Genomic DNA, 15,228 nt, shown 5'->3' with positions numbered 1-15,228 from the left:
GACCAGGAATGTGACAGCCAAAAAATCGCCACGAAGTACGCGAATACCCTGACGGGGTATAAGTCCGAAAAGTCGCGGCGCGCCAGCGCCCGACTTTTCGAACAAGATCACGCCGGGAAGGTCGAACGCAGCTCCGCAGCAGCCGCCCGATGCCGCCGGGCCCGCGCCTTGTGACCCGCGGCCTCGTCCAGTGCGGCGATCCGGTCGTGCACGTCCGCCTGGGCCAGCGGTGAGGCGGTGTCCTCCGGGTCCAGCACCGCGCGCCGGCGGCGGCTCGACAAGGCCTGCCGGTACAGCGTCCGCGCCAGGACGGGGTCGCCCGTGTCGCGCAGCCAGTCGGCCAGGCGTTCGCGCGCCACGGCCAGGTCGCGGTGCAGTGCGCCGGTCCGCGGGAAGCGGTGGACCAGCGCCTCGGTCGTCTCCAGGGCGAGCTCCAGGTGCCCGCGTACCTCCTCGGGGTGGCCGGAGGCGAGCGCGAAGTCGGCCTGCCGGCGGAATCCCCCGGCCAGGTCGCGCTGGGCGTCGGCGCTGCCCGGGTCGCCGTCGGCGAGGCGCTGGGCGAGCACCGCGGCGGCCTTCGCGTGCCCCTCGGCGCACGACAGGTCCCCGGCGCGCACGTCCAGGTCGGTCAGCCGCCAGTACGAGAGCAGCAGTTTGCGCTGGTATCCCGCATTGCCCGGGTCGGCGTCGGTCAGGCGGTCGGCGATCGCGGCCGCCTCCATGGTCAGCTCGCGGTAATGCTCCCCGTCCAGCTCCGACAGCGCGTCCAGGCAGTCGAACTGGTGCTCCAGCAGGCCGCCGTTGTCCGGGTCCGCGGCGACCAGGGTGCGCCAGACGGCGAGGGCCTCCTCCAGCAGCGGACGGGGTTCCGACACCAGGGCGGCCGTTCCGAGGCAGACCGCCAGATCCCACTGCAGGCCGGCGTTGTCGGGGTCGGCGGCCAGCAGCTCGCGGCGGATGCGCAGGGATTCGGTCGCCGCCGCGACGGCGCGGTCCGCGTCGGAGTCGTCCAGCGCGACGCGGACGAGTTTCTGGTGGCTCAGCCCCAGATTGCGCTGCAGCACCACGTCCGCAGGGTCGGCCGCGGCCAGCCCCGCGTCGATCTCCAGGGCGCGCTCGTAGTGCTCGCGCGCGTCGGTGAGCCGGCCGAGGCGGTGCAACAGCTGCGCCTGCCGGTCGAGGGCTGAGCTCAGCGCGACCGGGTCGTCCTCGGTCAGCGCCAGCACGACGGCACCCTTTTCCAAGGCCGCGGTGGTACTCCCCGACGCGCCCAACGCCTCGCGCTCGCGGATCACCAGCCCGAGGTAGGCGGGATGCTCCCGGGGCAGCGAGTCCGTCACGTCGCCGAGGAAGGCCGCCACCGCCACCGCCCCGGCAAGCTTCGGCAGCACGGCTTCCGCGAACGCGGCGAGCTCGTCGCCCTCCAAGTGATACACCCCCTCGAGGACCGTGGCAAAATCGGCCTCGCCGGCGTCGACCCGCTGCCGGCACACGGCCCCCGCGCGCGCGTGCCGCTCGGCGAGGCGGTCCGCCTGCGCCTTGGTCAGCGCCTCCCGCAGCCACGGCTCGACCACCGCCCCGCCGTCGGCCACGCCGATCAGCGTCAGGTCACGCAGCCGGTCGAGCTGCGCGGCGACGGCGTCCGTGTCCCCGTCGGCGGCCAGATCCGCGGCGCTCACCGGAATCCGGAACACCGCCGCCTGCAGGAGGGTCTCCCGCTCGGCCGGCGTCACGAGGTCCAGCAGCTCCGTGAGCAGCACGTCCTGGGCGCCGAGGGCGATCGCCTGCCGGGCCGCCTCCCCCGCCCCCGACTGTCCAATGTGGTCCAGCTTGGTCAGCGTGCGCAGCCGCTCGGTCACCTCGGGCAGCCGGGCGCCGCCGTGCAGCAGGGCGTCGACGAACTCGACGAGGCGCGGGTGCCCGCCGACCGTCGCGACGATCAGGCCGATGTCCTCTGTGGACAGTTCGCGCACGGCGGGCAGGCGCAGCAGCAGCCGGGACAGCTCGGCATCGCTCAGCGGCGGCACGTCGAGACGAGCCAGAAGCGGCGCATCCGGTACCGGATAACGGCTCGTGATGAGCAGCTTGCCCCGCTCGGCGGCGGCCGTCAAGGCGGTGACGAGCTCGCCGAAGCCCGGGTCGGCGAACGCGTCGCCGCCGACGGTGAGGTTCTGCTCGAAGTCGTCGAACACCAGCAGGACCCGCCGGGTGCGCAGGGCCTCGGCGAGCGCGCCGGGATTGGGCGCGTCGACGTCGGCCGCGGTAAGGTCGGCGAAGAGTCGCGGCGGGTTCCAGGCGCCGGTGTGGACCACGATCGCCCACGGGTCCTCGACGTCGTCCCGGAGCCGGCTCACGACCCGGCCCGCGAGCGCCGTCTTGCCGATCCCCGCCGGCCCGGTGAGCACGACGCCGTTGACGAGCGGTTGCCCGGCGGCCTCGTCGCGCAGCGTCTGGGTCAGCGTGCGCAGCAGGGCGCGCCGACCGACCAGGTCGCCCAGCGACAACTCGCGCACGCCCGCGCCCGTCGGCAGTTCCGTCGGGTTCCGCAGGTGTACCTCCCGTGCCCCCGCCTCCCACAACGGCCCGTCGGAAGCGGCGAACAGGGCCGGCACCGCGTACTCGGGGCGCCGCCCGTCCGCCTCCGCGACCAGCGCCACCCGGGCCCGCGCCACCGCCTCCGCCACGCTGACGTTGTCCTCGGCGAGCGCCCGGTACACGCCGGTGAGCAGGCGCGTCGCGTACCAGTCGGTGATCGAGGTCTGCATCGCCAGCACCCGGTCGGCGCCGTGGCGCAGCAGGGTCACGGCCAGCCCGGCGTCCGCGTCGGCCGCCCCGCCGCAGCTGGACAGCACGATGAGCGGCAGCGCCCGGCCACCCCGGCGCAGCGCGCGGACCAGGTCCTCGGCGCGCACGTCCACCGCGTTGCCGTCGCGGTCCTCGAGCTCGACCCCGTACGGCGACCCGTGCGCGGACAGGTGCAACACATGGTACGCGTCGCCGCGCAGCGCCTCGGCGATCTCGCGGACCCCGGCGACCTCCAGGATCGTGATCTCGGCCCGCCCCACCCCGCCGACGACGGACACGATGGCCTGCATCTCGGCCTCGACGTCCAGCGGCGGGTTCTCGGTCCGGTCGGGCGCCCCGACCGCCACGAGGATCTTCAGCGGCCCGGGCTCCGTGTGCTGCTCCGGTACCCGTACGCCGGCCACCATCCGCGTCAGCCGCACCCCGTCCACCGCGACGAGCGCCCGCTGGTCGGTGAGCCGCAGCAACTCGAACGGCAGCTCGTGGGCGGGCCCGTCGGCCTCGACGAGCACGTTGAGGACGGTGCCGGCGACGCCCTCGCTCAGCAGTACCGTCACGTAGTCGAGCGAGTCGGCGTCGAACAGCGCCGCCGAGAGCCGCTGCCCGAGCCGGGCCACGCGGGCCTCGGCGCCGGGCCGGTCGAGCAGGTCCCAGACCTCGTCCCGGCCGAACGGCAGCGGCTGCTCGCGCTCGCACAGCAGCTCGCCGGCGAGCGTGACCGTGCTGCGCACCCGGCCGCCCTCGACCCCGACCGCCAGCCGCAGCTCGTGCGTGGTCGCCGTCGCCGCGCGGTGCTTGCGCAGCCAGTCCAGGTCGTCGCCGCGCAACGCGCCGAGGGCCACCTCGCGGCGATGGTCGCCGACCTCGAGTACCACGGCGTCGGTCTCCAGACCTTCGCGGGACTGCACGCGGGCGTCGAAACCGGCCGCCCGCACAAGAATCCACAGGTCCCGCACCGCGTCGACGTGCCCCGCGTCCCCGGGCGCGCAGGCGACCGTGACCACTGCCTTGTGAGCCATGCGCGACATCATGCCGGTCGCGCCGTGTGTCACGATTCCGGGGTGCAGCTGCCGGAGCGGAACCGCGGGCCGGCCGACTACCTGCGGGTCGCGCGCGATCCCGCCACGGGCGCGGCCGACCTGCTGGAGCTGTCCGGCAGCCCGTACTCCTTCGTACGCCTCGCCGTGGCCGGGCGCGCCGACGCCGCACTACCCGCGCTGCGGCGGGTGTGGGCGGCCGGCGAGTACGATGCGTGGGACCGCAACACGCTCCTGCGCGCCCTCGCCGGGCACCCGAACGCGGACCGGGCGCTGCTGCTGGAGGTCCGCGACGAGGCGGCGCGGCTGCTGGTGGCGGGGCTGCACCGGCCGTACGCGGCCGTGCTCGCCCTCGCCACGCGCCCCGAGCTCACCGACGCCGAGGTCCGCGCCCTGACCAACCTGCCCGGCGCGTCCCGCCGGCTGCGGGCCGGCATCCTGCGCGCCCTGGAGACCCGTCAGCCGCAGTGAACGGACGCATCCTGCGCGCCCTGGAGGCCCATCAGCGGCGGTGAGCGAACGCCGGTTGCGGGCGGCATCCTGCGCGCCCTCGAAGGCCGTCAGCTGCGGTGAGCGATCCCCCAGCGCGGTCGGTCCTCGGACGGCGGGGTCAGGTCGTCGGGGAGATCGGCGAACGAGGCCGAGTCGTCGGCGGGGTGGTAGCCGGGCAGCGTGCAGCCGTAGACGCGCGGGGTGTTGGCGGAGATTCCGTGGTACACGCCGAAGCGCACGTCGGCCGCGAGCGCCGCGCCCACGAGGCGGTTGAGGTCGCCCGGGCTCAGCCAGCCGCCGCGCCAGCTCGCGCCGAAGGGCCGCTCCGCCACGCCGCCCAGCCGCAGGCACACCGTGGACAGGCCCCACACGTCGGCGTAGCAGCGGGCCAGCTGCTCGCCGAGGACCTTCGCGGCGCCGTAGGGGCAGCAGGCGTACGGCGGAAGCTCCTCCGGCACGAACACGCGCCCGGCGTCGACGTGCCCCGCCATCGCGTGCAGCGACGAGGCCAGCACGACCCGGCGCACCCCGGCGGCGGCCGCGGCGTCGAGGACGTTCACGGTGACGTCGGCGTTCGGCCCGCGCAGCCCGGCCCAGGGCGTGCTCGGGTCGGCCTGGCCCGCGAGGTGCACGACCGCGTCGGCGCCGGCGATCACGTCGCGCGCGAACCCCGCATCGGCGAGGTCACCCGCGACGATGCCCGGTCCTTCGATGATATCGGTACGCCGGAGCTCCCCGTCCAGCCGCAGCCGGCTCGCGACCCCCGCCCGCGGCCCCCGTGATCACGATCATCGCCCGACCCTACGGCACCATGGAACGGTGATAAGCATCGAACTCGCCACCGAGCTGCGCGAGGCGGGCCTCGCCTGGCGCCCCGCCCCCGGCGACCGCTTCGCCATCCCGGACCGGGGCCTCGACGACCAGGCCTTCGTGCTCAGCGACATGATCATCCAGGTGCACGACCTGCCGGGGGGCGAGGCGGTGATCGGCTTCAACGGTACGACCGAATGGGCTTTGGACGACATCGAGCGCGACGAGGCGATCTGGCTGCCGCACGAGCACCAGCTCCGCACGCTGCTGGGCGACGCCTTCCACGCGTTGGACCGCTCCGGCGACGGCTGGCGGGTGCGCGTCGCCGACCGCCCGGACTCGTTCGGCGCCACCCCGGAGGACGCCTACGCCCTGGCCCTGCTCCGCGTCCTGCTCGGATAATTCGGACATGTCCCTTTCACCACGTGCGCGTGCGTGCGATAGCCTTCGCGACGTGGATCTTCCCGATGGCCTGCGCGACCTGCTCGAGCGCAACAGTCTCTGCTACCTGACCACCCTGATGCCCGACGGCTCGCCGCAGATCACCCAGACCTGGGCCGACACCGACGGCAAGCACGTGCTCATCAACACCGTCCGCGGCCACCAGAAGGTCCGCAACATCGAGCGCGACGCCCGCGTCGCCGTGGCGATCGGCGACCCCGACGAGCCCCGCCGCTACTTCCAGGTCCGCGGCCGCGTCACCGCCGTCACCGAGGACGGCGCCGCCGAGCACATCGAGGTCCTGGCCCAGCGCTACCTCGGCGCCCCGTACCCGTGGTACGGCGGCCGCGACCAGGTCCGCCTCCTGCTCACCATCGAGCCGGAGCACATCACCGGCCGCTGACCGCCGCCGTCACCTCACGCCGCTGCGACGCGCGGGGCCAGGGTGCCCCGCACGACGTACATGCCGCCGCGCTCGTCGGGCCGCCAGCCGCGCTCGAGCGCGTACTCGACGACCGCCCGGACGTCCTTCGGCGTCGCGAAGCACGACTCGTCGGCGACGACCGGCTGTCTCCATCCTGCGCCGAAACTCCACAGTGGATGGACTGGTACCCGGGGAGGGAGTCGAACCCTCAACACGCCGGGTCTGAGCCGACGGCCTCTTCCATTGGGCTACCCGGGCAGGGTGTACTTCTGGTGCATGGGGCCTGCCGCCCCACCGAGCCAACGGGGAGAGTCGAACTCCCTCCTCCGGGTTACGAATCCGGTGCACCACCACTCGTGCTGCATTGGCAATGTCCATCCACTGTGGAGCTCCGGGGGCAGGAATCGAACCTGCGGGTTCCGCGTTCAAAGCGCGGCCACGGACGCCAGCGCCGTACCCCGGAACAGACTGTGAGCCACCGACGGGAATCGAACCCGTTACTCCTGTTTGGAAGACAGGCATGTCGCCGTGAACACCCCGATGGCCTGGTAGCGAGTAGGGGAGTCGAACCCCTGTTTCCGCGCTGAGAACGCGGCGGCCTGACCGCTGGCCGAACCCGCCATGAAGCAATCCATCCGCTGTGGAGTTGTCAAGGAACACGCTTGCGCAGGGGTGACAGGACTCGAACCTGCAACCTTCGGTTTTGGAGACCGGCGCTCAGCCAGTTGAGCTACACCCCTAGGGAGATACAGAAAACCGCCCGGGTCCCTGAGCGGGGCGGGCGGCTGGAGGAGGGCCTGTCGTAGGCCTTACCCCTGCCACCGCCCGAGCTCCAGCCACTCGGCCAGGGCGACGAGCGCACCGCCGAGCGCCGGCTGTAGCCGGGTCCCGGTCGTGGTCCGCGTCGTCGTCATCAGTCCGGCCTCTCGTGTGTGTGGCGCCCGTTTCGCTTGTGACACCAACGGTACGCGCGGCCCCGGGCGCGGGCAACGCATTAACTGCGTAAGGTCGACGACATGCACGGCGACGGGTACACGGCGCGGCTGGCTCCGCGGTGGAAGCGGCTGCTCGTCGTGGGCTCGGTCGTGGTGTCGGCGCCGGTGCTGGTGTTCGGCGGGCCGCTGTGGGTGCGGGCGGTGGGGTGCGGGCTCATCGCGGTACAAGCGGCGGCGCTCTGGGTTCTTGATGTGCGGCCGCGGGCCGGGACCGCCGTGGTGCTCGCCGTCAGCGCCGGGTTTCAGCTGCTGGTGCCGGCGTTCGGGCCGGGCGTGGCGTTCGTGGTGCTGTGCACGTTCGCGTGGCTGCGGCCGGCCGGGGAGTCGCTGTGGATGCTCGCGCTCGCCGTCGCCGCGGTGTGCGGGCCGCCGCTGGCGCAGCAGCGCTGGTTGCCGGCGGGACTGTGGCTGGTGGCGTGCCTGCTCGCGTGGAGCTGGGGTGCGCAGGCCCGGGCGCGGGGGGCGCGGCGGGTCGCGGAGCGGCGGCAGGCGGCCCTGGAGGAGCGGGCCCGCATCGCGCGGGAGCTGCACGACGTGCTCTCGCACACCGTGTCGGTCATGGTGGTGCAGGCGGCCGCGGCCGACGACATCTTCGACGTGAACCCCGGCAAGGCGCGGGAGGCCCTGCGCCGCACGGAGGAGGCGGGGCGGCAGGCCTTGGCCGAACTGCGATGGTTCCTGCGTACCGCACGCGACGACACCGACAGCGAGCGCGGGCCGCAGCCGACGCTGGACGACGTGGCCGAGCTGGGACGGACGGTCAGCGCCGCCGGGCTGCCGGTCGAGGTGCTGCGGGAGGGCGCGGGCGAGGTGCCGATGGCGGTGCAGCTGGGGGCGTACCGCATCGTGCAGGAGGCGCTCACCAACGCGCTGCGGCACGCGCGCGGATCGCGCGCGACCGTCAGCGTGCGGGTCGGGGACGGGGCCGTGGAGGTGCTGGTGCGCGACGACGGCAACGGCGGGGCGGTGCCGTCGGCGAACCGCGGGAGCGGGCAGGGCCTGGCGGGCATGCGGGAGCGGGCGGCGCTGCTCGGCGGGACGTTCGCCGCGGGGCCGCGTCCGGGCGGCGGGTTCGAGGTGTCGGCGCGGCTGCCGATCGACGAGGGTACGGGAGGACACGCGTGACGATCAGGGTGCTCATCGCGGACGACCAGGCGCTGGTCCGCTCCGGCTTCCGGATGATCATCGAGGCGCGCGACGACCTCAAGGTGGTCGGCGAGGCCGGCGACGGCGAGGAGGCCGTGCGGCTGGCCGGTTCCACCGACCCGGACGTGGTGCTCATGGACGTGCGGATGCCGGGCACGGACGGGGTCACGGCGACGGCCCGGCTCACCGCGGCGGGCGAGCGGCCGCGGGTCATCATCCTCACGACGTACGACCTCGACGAGACGCTGTACGCCGCGCTGCGGGCCGGGGCGAGCGGGTTCCTGCTCAAGGACGTGCGCCCGGCCGAGCTCGTCGAGGCGATCCGGGTCGTGGCGCGCGGCGAGGCGCTCCTCGCACCGACGGCGACGCGGCGGCTGCTGGACCGGTTCGTGGCCACCGACACCACTCCCCCGGCGCCGGTCGGGGCGCTCGCGCAGCTGACCGAGCGGGAGCGGGAGGTGCTCGGACTGCTGGCGCGGGGCTCGGCCAACGCGGAGATCGCGGCGCAGCTGGTCGTCACCGAGGCGACGGTCAAGACCCACGTGTCCGCGATCCTGCGCAAGCTCGGCGTCCGCGACCGCGTGCAGGCGGTCGTGCTCGCGTATGACCTCGGGCTCGTGAAGCCTCGGCCCTCAGCCTGAAGCGAAGCGGCCGCCCTCGGCTGAAGCGAAGCCTCGGCCCTCAGCCTAAAGTTCTGCGGTCCGCCCGTCCTCGGCCAAAAGACTGAGCAAAGAGACCGGTCTGCGGGCCGAGGTGTTCAACGCCCGGATTTCCTAGCGTCAACGGCATGACAACCCAGCAGCGCAACGCCATCCGCGTGGTGGTCGGGCTGCTCATCGCCAGCCTGACGGTGAGCGTCACCACTGCCGTGCTCACGCTCGTCTTCCACCCCGGCGGCCTGACCGCCACCACGTGGACCCGGTCCGCGATGGTGCTGGCGCTGGCCGGGCTCTATCTCTGGCTCGCGCCCCGGTTGCTGCACGGGGTGGCCTCCGCCCACCGGCGCGTGCGCATCGCCTCCGCGGCCGGGTTCGTGGCGGTCGCGTTCGTGTTCCTGACGGCGCAGAACCCGGGGTGGTTGCGGGGGCTGCAGGCCGTACAACTGGGGCTGCTGGCGGTTTTGATCGTTGCCGTGAACCGTCCGGTGGTGCGCTCGGCGTTCCCGGCCGTGCTCGACGGGCGGCCGCGCAACCGGCGGGCCGCGTGGCTGCTCGTGCTGGCCGCGCCGGTCGTCGCCGAGCTCACGCTGGGCACGATCCCGCTGCGGCAGGAGTGGGCGCTGCTGGTGTTCACGCCGATGTACGGCGGCGGCGCGCTGCTCATCCGCGAGCTCGTCCGGCGCACCGGCGGCGGCTGGACGAACCTGCTGCTCATGGGCGTCGCGTACGGGGTCGTCGAGGAGGGGATCGCGCTGCAGAGCCTGACCAGCCCGAACCTGTACCACGCGGCGGAGTGGGCGCCGCGGCTGTTCGGGCTGAACACGGACTATGCGCTGCTGAACCTGGTGTACCACGCGGTCTTCAGCGTCACGATCCCGGTGGCGCTGGTGGAGCTGTGCTTCCCGGCGCACGGGACCCGGCCGTACCTGCGGCGGGGCGGGGTGATCGCGACGGGGCTGATCGCGGCGTTCGGGGCGCTCGTGGTGCGGGTGAGCGTGCCGCCCTCGGAGGACCCCGGGTACACGATGCCGCCGGCGGCCGTGCTGGTCTTCGCGGGGGTCGCGCTTGCGCTGGCGTTGGTGGCGCTGCGGGTGCACCTGCGGCCGGCGACGGCGCTGGCGCCGCCGGCTCCGCTGGTGGTGGGGCTGGTGGCGGCGGGCGGCGCGCTGGCGTTCTTCTTCCTGGTCTGGCCGTTCGGTGGGGCGCATCAGCCCTTGTTCACGCATGGGGCGTGGGCGCTGGTGCCGATGCTGGGCGCGACTGCGGTCGTGGTTTCGCTGGTGTACGGCATGAGGCGCTGGTCGGCGGACGCTGGCTGGACTTCGGGGCATTTGATCGCGGCGTGCACGGGGGCGTTGGCGGCGCACACGGTGTTCGGGCTGGTTGGGCAGGCTTCGGGGGTGCTGGATCGGGGGTTTCTGGGGGTGGTGGTGCTGGGGACGGTGGCGCTGGGGGTGGTGGCGGTTCGGCGGCGGGCGGGGGCGGCGGTGATGGCGGGGTGACGGTTGGGGCGGGGCTGGGGCTGAGGTAGGGAAGGCGGGGGCCGGGGGGCCGGGGGGCCGGGGGGCCGGGGGGCCGGGGGGGCCGGGGGCAGGGAGGAACGGAGGCCAAAGCTGAGGTCAGGGCAGGGGCTGAGGTAGGGGAAAAGGTGAGGTCAGGGTAGGGGCTGAGGTCAGGGCAAGAGCGGAGGTGGGGCAGGGGCTGAGGTGGCGGAGGCGGCGGGCGGACTTGGGTCGCTCGCCGTTTTTGTGTCCACAGTGGACTTCGCGGTGGGTGTCGTGAGAGGTCTGGGTCGGGCGGGTGTGGCCGGGCTCACGGGGTTGGTGTCAATTGGGTGAATGAGTTGAACCGGAGGTTAACGGCAGACTGAGGGCACCTTACGAAGTGCAGGTCAAAGGAGCATCTCATGTCGGTCGACAGCAACTCGCGCAAGCCGAAGGCCGCTTGGACTACCCGTCGCACCGAGGGCGGGCGTACCGAGCTCGTCATGCGGTGGGAGACGCCCAAGCGCAGCCTTGACTGAAACAGCAGTGCGGCGGTGCGCACCACCCACGCCGCGGGGGCCGGGTGCCGGCTCACCTTGGTCCGCGCCCGCCGCCGCCAGCAGCCCGCGCGAACGCCTCGGCGACCAGGTCCTTGGCGAGCGCGCGGTCGGCCTCGGTGGCGAGTACGGCGCGCAGGCAGGAGTGCCGGGACCCCGTAGAAGTCCGCGAAGTCCTTCCGTTCACGTTTCACACCTGTCTTACGCATGGGCGCCCCGATTCCTGTGCACGGGTCTTGCGGCAGGTCCGTGCTTGCTGTCTATAGTGTCTATGTACAGTCGGGCACCGGATGGAGGGCCGTCGTGCGGGTGGTGTTGTCCAACAGTGCGGGCGTGCCGCTCTACGAGCAGATCAAGGAGCAGGTCGGGATGGCCATCCTGGCCGGTGAGCTGACCGAGGGCGAGGTCCTGCCGTCGGTCCGCGCCCTGGCCCGCGACCTGCGGATCAGTGTCATCACGACGACCCGGGCGTATGCGGAACTGGCGAGCGCGGGGTTCATCGCGACCGTGCCCGGCAAGGGCGCCTATGTCCTGCCGCTGGACACCGCGCTGGTCCGTGAGCAGTTGCTGCGGCAGGTCGAGGACGGGCTGCAGGCCGCCCTGGACGCGGCGCGCCGGGCCGGGCTCGACCGGGACGAGCTCGTCCGCATGCTCGACGGCCTGCTGGCGGCGTCCGAGGAGGGGGTCTCCAGTGAGCGATGAGGATCTGGCCTTCGCGCTGCGCGGGGTCGGCACCGCGGCGGTCGGCAACGGGTTCGCGCTGCGGGACGTGAGCTTCGAGCTGCCGACCGGGTTCGTCATGGGCCTCATCGGCGCGAACGGGGCCGGCAAGACGACCGCCATCCACTGCCTGCTCGGCATGCGGCCGATCAGCTCCGGGGCGATCGAGCTGCTCGGGCGGCCGGTGCCCGGGCCTGTGGCGCTGCGGCAGGACGTCGGCGTGGTGCTCGACCACGCGTTCCTCGTCGGGGACTGGCGGCTGAGCGAGGTCGAGCGGGCGCTGCGGCCGTTCTACGACCGCTGGGATCCGCTCCGGTACCGGCAGCTGCTCGACGAGTTCGGCCTCGACCTCCGGGCGAAGGTGCGGGAGCTCTCGCGCGGCATGTCGGTGAAGCTCATGATCGCCGTGGCGCTGTCGCACGGGGCCCGGCTGCTGGTGTTCGACGAGCCGACGAGCGGTCTCGACCCGGTCGCCCGGGACGAGCTGACCGGGATCATCGGCGAGTTCCTGCTGGACGAGGGGCACAGCGTGCTGTTCTCCACGCACATCACGGCCGACCTGGACCGCATCGGCGACTACGTGACGCTGATCCACGACGGACGGATCGTGCGGACCGGGACCAAGGACGACGTGCTGGCCGCGTACCGGGTGGTCCGCGGCGGCCCCGACGACCTCGACGGCTCCGGCGTGCACCTGATCGGCATGCGGCGCACCCCGACCGGCGCGCAGGCGCTCGTGGCCACCGAGGACGCGGATCGGCTCGGCGGGCACGTCCTCGTCGAGGCGCCGACCCTGGACGACATCGCCGTGCACATCGGCGCCCGCCCGCCCAAGGACCGGGCCGCGTCCGTGCCCACCGGAAAGGCCGCCGCATGAACGCCACCGCCCCGACCGCCGCCGTGCCCGAACGCGGGAGCCGTCGCGTGAACGCCACCGCCTGGACCGCCGCCGCGCCCGAATGCGGGAGCCGTCGCGTGAACGCCACCGCCCGGACTACCGCCACGCCGCCGCGCCCGAACGCGGGAGCCGCCGCGTGAACGCCACCGCCCGGACCGCCGCCGCGCCCGGCCGCGCGAGCCGCCGCGTGAACGCCGGCGCGGCGGGCCGTGGGAGCCGACGCACGAAAGCCGTGGAACGGGGCGCCGGCGGGGTCGCTGGGAGGGTCGCATGAACGCCGTCGGGCGGGTTGCGGTGCTGGATTTGCGGACGATCATGCCGTACAAGATGCAGGCCTTGTTGCTGTTTGGCGTGGGCGTGCTGATCTTCGCGAACAAGCCGGCGGTGTTCGTGCCCGCGCTCGTGCTGCTGTTCACGGCGCAGTATGCGGGGATGCCGTTCAATGTGGCCGACAAAGCGGGGCTGGAGACGCTCTACGCGGTGCTGCCCGTGCCCCGGCGGGCCGTTGTCGCGGGGCACTACGCGTGGGCGGTCGGGCTCTATCTGGCCACCGCGGCGGCGGGGACGGTGCTCGCGGCCGGGTTCGCGCGGGTGCAGGGGGTGGCGCTCAGCGCCGGGACGCTCGCCGCGGCCGTGGTGCTGTCGTGGGCGGTGTTCGCGGTGAATGTGGCCATCCAGTTTCCGCTGCTCATCCGGTTCGGGTACACCCGGGCGAGCGTGCTGGGCACCGCGCTGCCGATGGTCGCCGTGGTCGGGATCGTGTACAAGACGCACGTGACGATCGGCTCGATCGGCGACTGGCTGCCGTTCATCGCCGCCGCCGGGATCGCGCTGCTGGCCGCGTCGGCCGCGGTGGCGCAGGCGGCCGACCTGCGCCGCGTGCACCCGCGCCGGGCCGGCGCCTCAGGTGCGTAGCGTGCGGCTGGGGAGGTGGCCGTAGACGTTGCGGTACTCGGCGGTGAAGCGGCCCGGGTTGGCGAAGCCCCAGCGCCGCGCGATCGCCTTCACCGTGGCGCCCTCGCCCGGTTCGGCCGCCTGCAGCTCGCGGTGGACGCGTTCCAGGCGGATGCGGCGCAGGTACTCCAGCGGCGTCTGGTCCAGGTGCCGGCGGAACGCGACCTGCAGGCCGCGCACGCCGATGCCGGCCGCGGTGGCGATCGTGGCGGCGGTCAGCGGCTCGTCGGCGTGGGCGTCCATGAAGGCGATGGCGCGGCGCACGGCGGCTGGCGGGACGCGGCCCGGCTCCGGCAGGCGGGCGGCGGTCATCGTGGTGTTCGGGAACACCGACAGCAGCGAGGCGGCGGCGAGGCGGCGCAGGTGGTCCAGCAGCAGCGGGGGCAGGTTCGCGTCCGGGGTGGCTAAGTGCCTGGTCAGGTGTACGGCGGTCGCGGCCCAGTAGCGCCGCATCGGCTCCGACACCGGGGTGACGGCCTCGAAGCGCAGGTCGGCCGCGGGCAGGCCGGTCGCCGCCTCGGCCACCTGGGCGATGACCGGCATCGGGATGCGGACGGTGGCGAGGGTCGCCTCGTCGTACTCGGCGGCGAAGGGGATGCCCATCGGGTACAGGAAACCGCCGTGCCGCGGGATCTCGCTGCTCGTGTCGCGGGCCTGCACGGCGCCGCGGCCGTCGACGATGAACCCGGCGAGCAGGAAGTCCATCGGGTCGACGGCGGCGCCGTAGTGCAGCCCGCCGAGGCGCATCAGGTCGGCGCCGAGGCCGTCGAAGTTGGCGTTGCGCAGCGACACCGCGACCGCCTCGGGGTCCTCGAAGCGCATCCGGGGCCGGTGCACGGCGACGCGTTGCAGCGCGTCGGCGGCCACCTCCCGGTCGCGGGTGCGGACCTCGAAGTACCCCGGAGCTGCCAACGCCGACCTCCCGTCACAACGAAACCCTTGATTCATGGTGCCGCAATCGTGGCCCGCGCGGGAACTCCACGCCAGGTAAGCCACCCGGCGGCGAGCGCGGCCGGCAGCGCCACGAGCGCCGCGGCGGGCCCCGCGTGACCGGCGGCCAGGGCGGTGACCAGGGCAAATGTCCCGTAGCAGGGCAGTGAGCGGACGAGCCCGGCCAGCGCGTGCCCGGCGGCGCGGATTCCGGCCGTTCGGGCGACCGCGACGGCGAGCGTGGCGCTCATCGCCGGGAACGCGGCGACCGCACCGGCGGCGACCGGCCCGGCGACCGCGGCGGCCCCGATCGCGGCGGCCACGACGGCGGCGCTGGCCGCGCAGGTGAGCAGCGTTCCGGAGGAACGGCCCGGCACGGCGGCACCACCGGCCGCGCGGGTGCGGGGCGCACCGGAGGAACGGCCCGGCACGGCGGCACCACCGGCCGCGCGGGTGCGCGGCGCACCGGAGGAACGGCCGGGTTCGCGGGGGCCGGCCGGGATCAGCCGCGGGGCCAGGACCAGGGCGGGGACGGCCAGCGCGATGCCCACCACGGCCGGCATCCAGGCCAGAGCGACATACGCGCCGGTACCGGCGGCAAGCCCGGCCACCAGCCCCCGGCGGGCCAGCACCAGGGCGAAGAGCACCGCGAAGCCGACCTGGGCCGGCAGGTGCCCGGCGGCCGAGTACGCCATCGCGCTCGCCGCGCCCGGACCGGCTCGCAGCCCGACGGCGGTGACGGCGACGGCGAGGCTGACCGGCAGCGCGGCCACCCAGCCGGCGGCGGACGGTCCGAGCCGGCGCTCGGCGAGCGTGGCGAGGGCCATGAGGAGTGGTGCGAGCACTACGGGTACCAGAGCCATGGTTGTAGGTTTG

The 15,228-nt window shown here is 73.8% G+C and carries 15 protein-coding genes and 6 tRNA genes; 9 read left to right on the top strand and 12 right to left on the bottom strand.

Annotated features, from left to right (window positions below; translation table 11 throughout):
- Positions 1–107: 107 nt before the first annotated feature.
- Positions 108–3,824, bottom strand: coding sequence for a CHAT domain-containing protein (locus tag ACQPZ4_RS16875; RefSeq protein ID WP_433061574.1), 3,717 nt, complete (start codon positions 3,822–3,824; stop codon positions 108–110).
- Positions 3,825–3,866: 42 nt separating this feature from the next.
- On the opposite strand from ACQPZ4_RS16875, the gene ACQPZ4_RS16870 reads away from it, so the two are divergent.
- Positions 3,867–4,313, top strand: a complete 447-nt coding sequence (locus tag ACQPZ4_RS16870; protein ID WP_433061571.1) for a hypothetical protein — start codon at positions 3,867–3,869, stop codon at positions 4,311–4,313.
- Positions 4,314–4,402: 89 nt separating this feature from the next.
- On the opposite strand, the gene ACQPZ4_RS16865 is transcribed toward ACQPZ4_RS16870, so the two are convergent.
- On the bottom strand, positions 4,403–5,047 hold the full coding sequence (locus tag ACQPZ4_RS16865) for an NAD-dependent epimerase/dehydratase family protein (RefSeq protein WP_433066550.1): 645 nt from the start codon (positions 5,045–5,047) through the stop codon (positions 4,403–4,405).
- Between the two features lie 106 nt (positions 5,048–5,153).
- Between ACQPZ4_RS16865 and ACQPZ4_RS16860 the strand changes: the two genes are divergently transcribed.
- Together ACQPZ4_RS16860 and ACQPZ4_RS16855 are read left to right on the top strand one after the other, a co-directional pair.
- Positions 5,154–5,546 carry a pilus assembly protein CpaE gene (locus ACQPZ4_RS16860; RefSeq protein ID WP_433061569.1) on the top strand — a complete coding sequence of 131 codons (393 nt, stop codon included), beginning with the start codon at positions 5,154–5,156 and terminating at the stop codon, positions 5,544–5,546.
- A 52-nt stretch (positions 5,547–5,598) separates the two neighbouring features.
- Positions 5,599–5,988 (top strand): PPOX class F420-dependent oxidoreductase, encoded by a 390-nt coding sequence (locus ACQPZ4_RS16855; RefSeq protein WP_433061566.1) that lies wholly within the window; start codon positions 5,599–5,601, stop codon positions 5,986–5,988.
- Positions 5,989–6,002: 14 nt separating this feature from the next.
- On the opposite strand, the gene ACQPZ4_RS16850 is transcribed toward ACQPZ4_RS16855, so the two are convergent.
- The 7 genes from ACQPZ4_RS16850 to ACQPZ4_RS16820 form a co-directional block, all read right to left on the bottom strand.
- Entirely contained in the window at positions 6,003–6,221 is a 219-nt protein-coding gene (locus ACQPZ4_RS16850) for a hypothetical protein (protein WP_433061564.1), read from the bottom strand.
- A tRNA-Leu gene (locus ACQPZ4_RS16845) sits at positions 6,192–6,267 on the bottom strand. The genes ACQPZ4_RS16850 and ACQPZ4_RS16845 overlap by 30 nt, the downstream gene beginning before the upstream one ends.
- 39 nt (positions 6,268–6,306) lie before the next feature.
- A tRNA-Thr gene (locus ACQPZ4_RS16840) sits at positions 6,307–6,378 on the bottom strand.
- A 20-nt stretch (positions 6,379–6,398) separates the two neighbouring features.
- Positions 6,399–6,472, bottom strand: a tRNA-Gln gene (locus ACQPZ4_RS16835).
- 10 nt (positions 6,473–6,482) lie between these two features.
- Positions 6,483–6,554: transfer RNA gene (locus tag ACQPZ4_RS16830), tRNA-Gly, on the bottom strand.
- 1 nt (position 6,555) lies between these two features.
- Positions 6,556–6,630: transfer RNA gene (locus ACQPZ4_RS16825), tRNA-Glu, on the bottom strand.
- A gap of 46 nt (positions 6,631–6,676) precedes the next feature.
- Positions 6,677–6,749 (bottom strand) — tRNA-Trp (locus ACQPZ4_RS16820).
- Positions 6,750–7,025: 276 nt separating this feature from the next.
- On the opposite strand from ACQPZ4_RS16820, the gene ACQPZ4_RS16815 reads away from it, so the two are divergent.
- The 3 genes from ACQPZ4_RS16815 (at position 7,026) to ACQPZ4_RS16805 (ending at position 10,311) form a co-directional block, all read left to right on the top strand.
- Positions 7,026–8,129, top strand: coding sequence for a sensor histidine kinase (locus ACQPZ4_RS16815; RefSeq protein WP_433061562.1), 1,104 nt, complete (start codon positions 7,026–7,028; stop codon positions 8,127–8,129).
- Positions 8,126–8,791 carry a response regulator gene (locus ACQPZ4_RS16810; protein ID WP_433061559.1) on the top strand — a complete coding sequence of 222 codons (666 nt, stop codon included), beginning with the start codon at positions 8,126–8,128 and terminating at the stop codon, positions 8,789–8,791. The genes ACQPZ4_RS16815 and ACQPZ4_RS16810 overlap by 4 nt, the downstream gene beginning before the upstream one ends.
- 146 nt (positions 8,792–8,937) lie before the next feature.
- Positions 8,938–10,311, top strand: a complete 1,374-nt coding sequence (locus ACQPZ4_RS16805) for a hypothetical protein (RefSeq protein ID WP_433061556.1) — start codon at positions 8,938–8,940, stop codon at positions 10,309–10,311.
- A gap of 573 nt (positions 10,312–10,884) precedes the next feature.
- Here the strand turns inward: ACQPZ4_RS16805 and ACQPZ4_RS16800 are convergent.
- Positions 10,885–11,037: a hypothetical protein gene (locus ACQPZ4_RS16800; RefSeq protein WP_433061553.1), complete on the bottom strand. Its 153-nt coding sequence runs from the start codon at positions 11,035–11,037 to the stop codon at positions 10,885–10,887.
- A 116-nt stretch (positions 11,038–11,153) separates the two neighbouring features.
- Between ACQPZ4_RS16800 and ACQPZ4_RS16795 the strand changes: the two genes are divergently transcribed.
- The 3 genes from ACQPZ4_RS16795 (at position 11,154) to ACQPZ4_RS16785 (ending at position 13,383) form a co-directional block, all read left to right on the top strand.
- Positions 11,154–11,552 carry a GntR family transcriptional regulator gene (locus ACQPZ4_RS16795; RefSeq protein WP_433061551.1) on the top strand — a complete coding sequence of 133 codons (399 nt, stop codon included), beginning with the start codon at positions 11,154–11,156 and terminating at the stop codon, positions 11,550–11,552.
- A complete protein-coding gene (locus ACQPZ4_RS16790) occupies positions 11,542–12,447 on the top strand; it encodes an ABC transporter ATP-binding protein (protein ID WP_433061548.1) in 906 nt (301 codons plus the stop codon). Before ACQPZ4_RS16795 ends, ACQPZ4_RS16790 begins: the two co-directional genes overlap by 11 nt.
- 291 nt (positions 12,448–12,738) lie before the next feature.
- Complete coding sequence (locus tag ACQPZ4_RS16785) at positions 12,739–13,383, top strand: ABC-2 transporter permease (protein ID WP_433061545.1); 645 nt, start codon at positions 12,739–12,741, stop codon at positions 13,381–13,383.
- Here the strand turns inward: ACQPZ4_RS16785 and ACQPZ4_RS16780 are convergent.
- The gene (locus tag ACQPZ4_RS16780) at positions 13,372–14,334 is read right to left on the bottom strand and encodes an AraC family transcriptional regulator (RefSeq protein ID WP_433061542.1); all 963 of its coding nucleotides are present in this window, start codon (positions 14,332–14,334) and stop codon (positions 13,372–13,374) included. The genes ACQPZ4_RS16785 and ACQPZ4_RS16780 overlap by 12 nt on opposite strands.
- A 32-nt stretch (positions 14,335–14,366) precedes the next feature.
- The gene (locus ACQPZ4_RS16775) at positions 14,367–15,197 is read right to left on the bottom strand and encodes a hypothetical protein (protein ID WP_433067164.1); all 831 of its coding nucleotides are present in this window, start codon (positions 15,195–15,197) and stop codon (positions 14,367–14,369) included.
- Between the last annotated feature and the right edge of the window lie 31 nt (positions 15,198–15,228).

The sequence above is a fragment of the Dactylosporangium sp. CS-033363 genome, from assembly GCF_050942475.1.
In the GTDB taxonomy this organism is placed as follows: domain Bacteria; phylum Actinomycetota; class Actinomycetes; order Mycobacteriales; family Micromonosporaceae; genus Dactylosporangium.
This window is presented reverse-complemented; position numbering and strand designations above follow the sequence as displayed.